Origin of the sequence: Geothermobacter ehrlichii (assembly GCF_008124615.1) — a bacterium.
Classification (GTDB): Bacteria; Desulfobacterota; Desulfuromonadia; order Desulfuromonadales; family Geothermobacteraceae; genus Geothermobacter; species Geothermobacter ehrlichii.
This window is the reverse complement of the sequence record NZ_VNIB01000020.1, coordinates 21,233-30,360: the sequence shown is the minus strand read 5'-3', so window position 1 is coordinate 30,360 and position 9,128 is coordinate 21,233. Positions and strand designations below refer to the sequence as shown.

The following is a 9,128-nucleotide window of genomic DNA, read 5'->3' as shown; positions in this document are numbered from 1 at the left end:
CAGACCAGCACGCCGATGGCCGCCGCCACCAGCAGATACATGGGGATCAGTACCGAATGACCGACATTCCAGTAGATCTCACGGGTCAGTTCCATATCTGTCCTCTTTCCGCACTACAGGCCGGATTAATAACCAAGATGTTCATTAACAAGACAAACTGTGATCTCAGTATCACGTGGTTTTCTTTCAATAATTGCGGTAATTCGACAGACTCGTTCTGGGGAGTTGCAATCCACACAGATTCCGGTCTGCGTGCAGGGAGGAGCATAACCCATGCGGCGAGCATTGGGAGGCACTACCACCTCTTTGACCCGGCGCAAAGCACTGTCGAGGTCTCGGACGATTTTATTGACCCCGGCGACGACAACCACTTTGGGTGGACCAAAAGCCATGGCGCCTACTCGATTTCCCGTGCCATCAATGTTGACCAGTTGTCCGTTGATCGTTAATGCATTGGTACTGGTGAAAAAAATGTCGCAACTCAGTTGCCGACGCATCAGTGCAAATCGTTCCTTCGGAGATAAGCCGGGCCGTCCGTGCGACAGCAGGGTTTTCCCGGCACGCTCCAATTCCTTGGCAAACCCGATTTGCGCCAGAGTTATCGAACCGCCGAAACCAACAATTGTGGCGTCTCGAGCAGCATCGATCAGAAATGGCCGCACATTCTGGCGATTGGCGAACACGGCTGCTGCAAAACCGTTGTTCCGCAACGCCTGCGCAGTTTTCTCCAACAGTAATTCCCGATGCCAGCGTAAACTCTCATCCACTTCGGGTCGCTTTTTCATATCAGGTCTTCATCAGAAAGTTTTTCAGGTTCGGTTCATCCCTGAGACGCCACACCCTGGCAATAACGTCCTGCATCTCTTCCCGAGTGGCACCACCCTGAAACATCGCCAACCGGATCGCTTTATCCTCCAGCTCACCGCGAGACAGCGTATTCCCAGGGTCCCCCTTGGGGGTATCTATTTGCATTTTCAGCCGTCTGCCGTCGCGTGTTACCACTTCAACGCGCCCCAGCCATCGTTTTGGGTAAGCCCGGTCTACTTCATCATCTAGGATCATCTTCACTTTTTGGCTGAACGAACGGATTGCCGGATCACGCAAAGCGGTTTCATTGAACTCCTCGATTCCCGCCCGGCCTTTCAGAGCAATCATCGCCAGGACAAAACCCATGGAAAATTTGGCTTGATGTACGGTTTGCGGGTCCGTCACCGGGCCGAGAACATCTATAGCGCCCCGATGTACACGGGCCAGAACTTCGTCAATCTCGTCCGCCCTGATTTTGTACTTTGACATCAGTTCCAGCAGGGCATCGGCTGCAGGATGAGTGTGCCGGCAACTGGCGTGAAACTTGAATGATGTTTCTCCGATCGCCCAACGGGTTCCCAACCGATCTACAAGCATATTCGGGTCAGCATCTTTCGACATGCCGGCCGCCATCCCCTGTTCACCCTCGATTATCCTCTGCGCACCGACAAAACCGTCGCGGGCAATATAGGCGGAGAGCAACCCGTCCGCGGCCGCCTTTGCGGTATGCAGCTGCTTGGAATCGGCGGCATCGCGCAAAAATTCCCAAAGCCCGGCAGCCTGTGTACCGGCAGAGCCCAGGGCGTGCAGCATCCGTTCTCCATCAACTGCCAGCAGACGTGCGACTCCGGCCGCAGCGGCCAGAGTTCCGGCGGTTCCGGTGGTATGAAAAATTTTATAGTGAGAACATCCCAAGGATTCGCCGATCCGGATGCCGGCTTCATATCCAGCGACCGCCGCAACGATGACATCGCGCCCGGAACTCCCCAGCTGCTGCGCAGCAGCAACAACCGCCGGGAAGACGACGGTCCCAGGATGAAATACCGATCCGTTATGCACATCATCCTGTTCAGCATAATGTGAGGAAGCGGCGTTGACTAAAGCCGCAAAATATGGCGAAGAGCGCCTTCTTGAAACGAAAATTTCGCTTGCGCCGTCGGCCGGCCCCATGGTTTCGGCAAATTGTTCGAGAATTTGAATTTGCCGGGCCTTTTTCCCCGCCAGGGCAGAGCCGAACCAATCCAGAAACAGGTCCTCGGTACGAGATACGACTTCAACAGGGAGATCTTCGAATTTGAGCTCAGCCAGAAACTCCGCCAAGATTTGGGTTGGTTTGTCAACTTGGGCACTCATTTGCCTTCCTCCGGCGCCAAGCGCGCAATTTGCGGAGCGCATCCCCGCTTATACACCATTAATATGCGTTCAAAGGTGATCACCACCACTCCATTTTGGTTGAACCCGGTGGTTTTTACCTTGACGATACCTACATTGTTGCGTGACCTCGACTCACGTTTTTCCAAAACCTCGGATTGTGAATAGATCGTGTCGCCCTCAAATACTGGATTGGGCAAGCGAACATTGTCCCAGCCAAGATTTGCCATTACGTTCTGTGAAATATCCGTCACACTTTGTCCTGTCACCAAGGCCAGCGTGAAGGTCGAATCGACCAATGGTTTGCCAAACTCAGTCTGGGCGGAATAGTGATGATCAAAATGTATGGGGGCGGTATTTTGCGTCAAGAGAGTAAACCAGCTATTGTCCACACTTAGTACTGTTCTACCGAGAGGATGCTGATAGATATCCCCAACTTCGAAATCTTCAAAGAAACGTCCTTTCCAACCTTCTTTTACTCCCATTTTCAAACTCCTTGTGATTTGAATTCAGATTACGTTTTCGGTTCGCAATTGGACAATATCTTCTTCGCTGTACCCGATGCCAGTCAGCACTAAATCGGTATGCTCCCCCAAATCGGGAATGGCATCCATTCGAGCTTCGAAACCTGAAATTGAGAACGGAGGAAGTAGAGCCTGAATCGGTCCGACTGGACTTGGCACCTGCCGCCAACGGTTTCGTGCAGCAAGCTGTTGATGGCCCCAAACTTCTTCCATGTCATTTATGCGTGCGTTGGCGATGGCTGCCGCGTCCAAGCGCGCCACAACCTGCTGAGCACTCAGAGTCCCAAAAACCTCATGAATAATGGCAGTCAGTTCCTCTGCGTTTGCAACTCTCTTTGAATTCGATTCAAAGCGCGGGTCGTTTTTCAGCTCCGGACGCATCAGTACCTGTTCACAGAACACCGCCCATTCACGCTCATTTTGCAGCCCCAGCATCACTTGCTTACCATCCCCCGAAAGAAACGGCCCATATGGGAAGATGGTTGCGTGAGCGGCCCCGGTGCGTCTTGGAGGGCTGCCCCCGTAGTGGCTGTAGTACAATGGGTATCCCATCCATTCACTCAACGCTTCCAGCATCGACACTTCCACCGAAGCCCCCTTCCCGGTTTTTTCACGGCTATAAAGAGCGCTCAATATCCCGCAATAGGCATACATCCCGGCGGCAATATCAGCGATGGAAATCCCGGCCTTGCACGGGGTATCGGGAGTCCCCGTTACAGACAACAGACCGGCCTCGCTTTGAATCAAAAGGTCATAGGCTTTCTTGTCCCGGTAAGGACCGCTATTGCCATAGCCGGAAATATTGCAAACAATCAAACGGGGATAGCGCTCCAGGAGCTCGTCTGTGCCCAACCCCAGACGGTCGGCCGCCCCAGGCGCAAGATTCTGCACAAACACATCGGCTCCCTGGAGAAGTCTTGCCATGATTTCTTTCGCTCGCGGATGTTTCAGATTCAGGGTCATACTTTCCTTGGAGCGGTTTACCCACACAAAATGGGAGGCCAGCCCCAAAACAGTTTCGTCATAACCCCGGGCGAAATCCCCTACTTTGGGACGTTCTACCTTGACTACCCTGGCCCCCAGATCGGCAAGTTGGCGGGTAGCGAAAGGAGCGGCGATAGCGTGCTCCAAGGTAACGACAGTTATTCCTTCTAGCGGGCGCATAATTAATATGACCTCGGCATTCCCAATACGTGCTCACCGATATAGGACAGAATCAAATTGGTGGAAATCGGCGCAACCTGATAGAGCTTGGTTTCTCGGAACTTTCGTTCGATGTCGAATTCGGTCGCAAAGCCGAAACCACCATGTGTCTGAATAGCAACATTAGCAGCTTCCCAAGAAGCATCGGCGGCCAGCAATTTTGCCATATTGGCTTCTTTCCCGCAGGGCCTACCAGCATCAAACAGGCTGGCGGCTTGAAAACGCATCAGATTGGCCGCTTCCACATTTATATATGCTCGGGCTATAGGGAACTGGATGCCCTGGTTTTGTCCGATGGGGCGACCAAAGACCACGCGCTCCTTGGCATAAGCCGAAGCCCTTTCCACAAACCAGTATCCATCACCAATGCATTCGGCAGCGATAAGAATACGCTCAGCGTTCATACCATCCAGAATATAGCGAAACCCCTTCCCTTCCTCGCCGATCAAATTCTCAGCTGGCACCTTGAGATTGTCGAAAAACAGTTCGTTAGTCTCATGGTTCATCATGTTTCGAATCGGGCGGACGGTCAGTTCGCTTTCGCTGACATCCCGCAAGTCAACAAGAAAAACCGACAGCCCATCGGTTTTTTTCTTCACTTGGCTCAAGGGAGTGGTACGCGCCAAAAGGAGCATCAGGTCGGAATGCTGAACACGTGAAATCCAAACCTTCTGCCCATTCACGACATAATGATCCCCCTTGCGTACGGCAGTAGTTTTCAGTTTTGTGGTATCGGTGCCGGTATTGGGTTCAGTAATGCCGAATGATTGCAGACGCAATTCCCCGCTGGCAATTTTCGGCAGATATTTCTGTTTCTGTACCTCAGAGCCATGCCGCAAAAGGGTTCCCATGATGTACATCTGGGCATGACAGGCGCCAGAATTGCCTCCGGAACGATTGATTTCCTCAAGAATTATGGAGGCCTCGGTTATGCCGAGTCCAGAGCCGCCATATTCTTCAGGTATCAACGCAGCTAGCCAACCTGCCTCGGTCAAGGCCTGAACAAATTCCTCTGGATACCCCCTCGACTCATCCACTTTGCGCCAGTACTCATCTGGAAAAGTCTTGCAAAGGTCACGCACTGCGTCACGAATCTGCCTACTCAGTTCCGACTCAACCATAAAATTCCTCCAACTTGATAAATTTCTCAGCTCACTTTTACGGGACATTATTAAAATGGCCCAGCTACAAGACGTTGAATTGTTAAGCGCCAAGCGATAAGAGCAACCACCATGCCACATCAAAAAACATATATATCTTATTGATATAACGAGTTTTTTTTGTTTCGCATAGCTCACGATGCGATATCAGCCCGGAACCATGTTCACAACAAAAACACTACGTTCACTATTAGAACAGCGTTGAAGTTCAAGGAGAAGGCTGTCGGCCTTGTTGTTGATGGCGGGTTGTCGGTTGCCGAAGTCGGGCGGCGACTGAGTATTTCGCGACAGGCGCCGCGCAACTGGATCAAGATGGCATACCCTGCCAGGGAGCCGCGGGGGAGCAGGCGATATCGACACGCCAAGACAGGAACAGTGCCTTTCTGTCGAGTGAATGGGCCGGGTCCTTGGCGCGTCGAAAAGCGGCTACTATGCCTGGCGCAACCGCAAACTGTCGGCTGTCGGCGCGGAAGCTGGAGGATGAGCGGCCCAAGGTGGCGATCAAGGCGACTCACGAACGAGGCCGTGGAACCTACGGGCCGGAAAAGATCCAGAAGGAATTGGCCGAGGTCGAGAAGGTCGAGATTGGGCTGAGCCATGTCAAGCGACTGCACCGTGAGATGACGCTGCGCTACAGGCAGGTGAAGAAATACAAGGCGACGACCGACTCGAACCACAAGCTGCCGGTCACAACCCAATCTGCTGAATCAGAACTTCGCTGCGTCAGGTCCGAACCGGGCCTGGGTTGCGGACATCACTTACGTTGCCACCGAGGAAGGCCGGCTCTACCTGGCGGCCATCAAAACCTCCCGGGACAAGGAAATCGTCGGCTACGCCATGAGCCGCCGCAAGACACAGGATCTAGTCGGCCGCGCCCTGTTCCGGGCTGTTACGGCCCGGCGTCCTGCCAAGGGGGCTGATCCATCTCTCCGATCGTGGCGGCCAGTATTGCTCCCACAGCCATCAGAAGCTGATGAAGCAATTCAAGATGAAGCCGTCGAGGAGTCGCGAGGGGAACTACTGGGACAATGCCCCTATGGAAAGCTTTTTCGGTACGCTCAAGCGGGAACTGGTCCACCACAGGAAGTATCACACCCGGCAGGAAGCCACGGCAGAGATCAGCGAGCACATCAAGACATTCTACAACCGGCAAAGACGACATGCCAGCCTGGGCAATCTCCCTCCCCCGGCAGCATACTGGAAAAAATACATCAGGCAGCAAGAGGCTGCCTGACCAACTTATGGTGTCCACTATTGTGGACCGACCTCACATTGGAAATATTTTCGTTGCATAAAACGACAGTGTTTCGTAGTGCGACAAACCCCGCCCCCCCCCAAAACTGCCCCAATCGTGCCCCATCACTTAAGTTATTGAAATTGAAAGCATTCAAAAAAAACGGCTAAATGGCACACCCCTTGCCTAACAGAACGGTGTTTTCTGAACACAATCAAACAAAGAGCCTCAAGCCTTCCAGCAACCCTTAGAATCACGGAGGAAATATGTCCCTTAAAGACGGAAATGCCTACAAGGAAAGCCTCAAGACCCTCAATCATAATGTCTTTGCTTTCGGGGAAAAAATCGAAAACGTTGTCGATCACCCTTTGTTCAGTCCCCACATTAAGGCTGCTGCACTGACCTACGATTTGGCGCACGATCCTTCAACTGAAGATCTGGTAACCGCCATATCCCATCTGACTGGAAAAAAAATAAATCGCTTTACACATATTCATCAAAGCACCGAGGACCTGGTGAAAAAAGTAAAAATGCTGCGCATGATCGCTGGGAAAACAGGTAGTTGTTTCCAGCGTTGTGTCGGTTTCGATGCTTTGAATGCTACCTATTCCGTAACCTATGAAATGGACGAGGAATTAGGGACTGACTATCACCAGCGGTTTCGCAACTACCTTGAGTACATTCAGGATAATGACCTGATGGTGGCAGGGGCAATGACTGACCCCAAAGGGGATCGCGGATTGTCTCCCGGGAACCAGAAAGACCCGGATATGTATGTCCATATCGTCGAAAAGAATGACAAGGGGATAGTCATTCGCGGGGCCAAGGTCCATCAAACCGGGATTGTCAATTCTCACGAAATGTTGGTCATGCCAACCATTGCCCTGGGTGAAGGGGATAAAGCTTATGCCGTAGCCTGTGCGTTGCCAACAGATGCTCCAGGAGTTGTTCATATTTTCGGCCGTCAAACTAACGATGAACGACGCCTGGAAGGTGGGGAGATCGACCAGGGTAATGCCAAATACGGGACAGTTGGTGGGGAAGCCTTAACTGTCTTGGAAAATGTTTTTGTCCCCTGGGAGCGGGTTTTCATGTGCGAAGAATATCAGTTTGCCGGCCTGCTGGTTGAAAGATTTGCGTCCTATCATCGGCAAAACTATGGCGGCTGCAAGGCAGGGGTCAGTGACGTCATCATTGGCGCAACTACCGCCATGGCCGAATACAATGGCGTTGCCAAAGCTTCCCACGTTCGGGACAAAATTGTAGAGATGGTTCATCTGACCGAAACCCTCTATTGCGGATCGATTGCCTGTTCTTGTGAAGGAGCTCCCACTCCTTCCGGCGCATATTTCGTCAACCCTCTCCTGGCCAATACTGTTAAGCAAAACGTGACTCGATTTATTTATGAAATTAGCCGTCTGTCCCATGATGTTTCAGGTGGTTGCATTGCAACACTCCCTTCGGAAAAAGACCTTCGTCATCCTGAAATCGGTAAATACGTAGAAAAGTATTTCAAGGGTGTGGACAGTGCGCCCGCCGAGGACCGCATCCGGATGGCAAGGCTGGTAGAGAATATGACTGGCGGGACTGCTCTGGTCGAGAGCATGCACGGGGCTGGTTCGCCACAGGCGCAAAGGGTCATGATCCTTCGTCAGGCAAACCTTGGCCGCAAAGTAAAACTCGCCGAAAAACTGGCCGGGATCAAACCCCCAAAATCATAATTTTCATGAAAAAAATAAGGGTTGGAGTCAAATATTGCGGGCAATGTACCCCTCATATCGACGGCCCCTCAATCATCGAGAGGGTAAAGGATATTGACGATCGCATCGTCTTTGTCCCTTGGGGAGCTTCGGACAAGGAAGTGCTTCTGGTCATTAGCGGATGTCCAACTGATTGTGCCAGCAGACCAGCCTTCGACGGCCCGATGCTCAATGTCGCAGGCAACTTCCTGGAAAGGAAGAGGTTGCCTGCGTCCAGATTGCCCGAAGCAATTCTAAAAAGAATTTTTGGCCAGTTCAGCAAACCGCGACCTGATTGCAATTTGGGAAAGGAAACAATGGAAGCTCCGAGTAATCTCAAGGGGAAAGTTGCTCTTGTCACAGGCAGTACCAAGGGGATTGGAAGAGGCATAGTTGGCAGTTTGGCCAGCGCCGGCGCCGATGTTGTCGTTGTCAGCCGCAACCAGGAGGATTGCAACCGCGTTGCTGATGAAATCAAGAGACATGGAAATGATGCGCTTCCTGTTGCAGCCGATTTGACTGATCTTGATGCTATTGAAAAACTGGTGGAGAAAACAGTCCGGCATTATGGCCGGATTGATATCTTGGTGAACAATGCTGGGGCTTCTCTTACCAAGAGGGCCGAGGAAATAACTGAAGCGGACTGGGACAGGATCTTAAACATTGATCTGAAGTCCGTATTCTTCTGTGCTCAAATTGCAGGCAGGCAAATGATCGCCCAAAAAAGCGGCAAAATAATCAATGTCGCCTCAATTTTGGGATTAGTCGGAGATCGGCAAGTTCTTCCTTATTGTGTAGCCAAAGGCGGGGTCATCCAAATGACCAAGGCTTTGGCTTTGGAATGGGCCAAGTACAATATCCAGGTGAATACCATTTGCCCTGGATATGTTATCACGCCGATGAATGAAGCAGACTTAAAAGATGAAAAGATTTTCAACCATATTATCAGGAAGATTCCGATGCGTCGGCTTGGAGATGTTGACGATATGGTAGGGGCCGTAAATTTTCTGGCCTCACAAGCGACGAACTACATGACCGGACAGTCGCTGGTCATTGATGGGGGCTGGACCGCCGAATAACAAGGAATGCC

General features: G+C 51.8%; 8 protein-coding genes and 3 pseudogenes. 6 read left to right on the top strand and 5 right to left on the bottom strand.

The features are described from left to right. Positions 1 to 125: 125 nt before the first annotated feature. From EDC39_RS14865 to EDC39_RS14845, 5 genes are read right to left on the bottom strand one after another with little or no spacing between them, the layout of a single operon-like run. Positions 126 to 785 carry a lactate utilization protein gene (locus EDC39_RS14865; RefSeq protein WP_148897182.1) on the bottom strand — a complete coding sequence of 220 codons (660 nt, stop codon included), beginning with the start codon at positions 783 to 785 and terminating at the stop codon, positions 126 to 128. A 1-nt stretch (position 786) separates the two neighbouring features. Then, positions 787 to 2,160: an MmgE/PrpD family protein gene (locus EDC39_RS14860; protein ID WP_148897181.1), complete on the bottom strand. Its 1,374-nt coding sequence runs from the start codon at positions 2,158 to 2,160 to the stop codon at positions 787 to 789. Then, the gene (locus EDC39_RS14855) at positions 2,157 to 2,663 is read right to left on the bottom strand and encodes a MaoC family dehydratase (protein ID WP_148897180.1); all 507 of its coding nucleotides are present in this window, start codon (positions 2,661 to 2,663) and stop codon (positions 2,157 to 2,159) included. Before EDC39_RS14855 ends, EDC39_RS14860 begins: the two co-directional genes overlap by 4 nt. Positions 2,664 to 2,687: 24 nt before the next feature. Beyond that, positions 2,688 to 3,866 carry a CaiB/BaiF CoA transferase family protein gene (locus EDC39_RS14850; RefSeq protein ID WP_187426827.1) on the bottom strand — a complete coding sequence of 393 codons (1,179 nt, stop codon included), beginning with the start codon at positions 3,864 to 3,866 and terminating at the stop codon, positions 2,688 to 2,690. A gap of 2 nt (positions 3,867 to 3,868) precedes the next feature. Then, the gene (locus EDC39_RS14845) at positions 3,869 to 5,026 is read right to left on the bottom strand and encodes an acyl-CoA dehydrogenase family protein (protein ID WP_148897178.1); all 1,158 of its coding nucleotides are present in this window, start codon (positions 5,024 to 5,026) and stop codon (positions 3,869 to 3,871) included. Between the two features lie 159 nt (positions 5,027 to 5,185). Here EDC39_RS14845 and EDC39_RS15995 point away from each other — a divergent pair. The 6 genes and pseudogenes from EDC39_RS15995 to EDC39_RS14825 form a co-directional block, all read left to right on the top strand. Further along, positions 5,186 to 5,374: pseudogene (locus tag EDC39_RS15995) on the top strand (transposase); the annotation flags it as partial. 122 nt (positions 5,375 to 5,496) lie between these two features. After that, positions 5,497 to 5,706, top strand: a pseudogene (locus EDC39_RS15990) (IS3 family transposase); the annotation flags it as partial. 58 nt (positions 5,707 to 5,764) lie between these two features. Continuing rightward, positions 5,765 to 5,965, top strand: a pseudogene (locus EDC39_RS15985) (DDE-type integrase/transposase/recombinase); the annotation flags it as partial. Between the two features lie 73 nt (positions 5,966 to 6,038). Continuing rightward, entirely contained in the window at positions 6,039 to 6,299 is a 261-nt protein-coding gene (locus EDC39_RS14835) for an IS3 family transposase (RefSeq protein WP_187426826.1), read from the top strand. 266 nt (positions 6,300 to 6,565) lie between these two features. Further along, on the top strand, positions 6,566 to 8,020 hold the full coding sequence (locus EDC39_RS14830) for a 4-hydroxyphenylacetate 3-hydroxylase family protein (RefSeq protein WP_148897175.1): 1,455 nt from the start codon (positions 6,566 to 6,568) through the stop codon (positions 8,018 to 8,020). A gap of 5 nt (positions 8,021 to 8,025) precedes the next feature. Then, positions 8,026 to 9,117, top strand: a complete 1,092-nt coding sequence (locus EDC39_RS14825) for an SDR family NAD(P)-dependent oxidoreductase (protein ID WP_222862892.1) — start codon at positions 8,026 to 8,028, stop codon at positions 9,115 to 9,117. Positions 9,118 to 9,128: the final 11 nt, after the last annotated feature.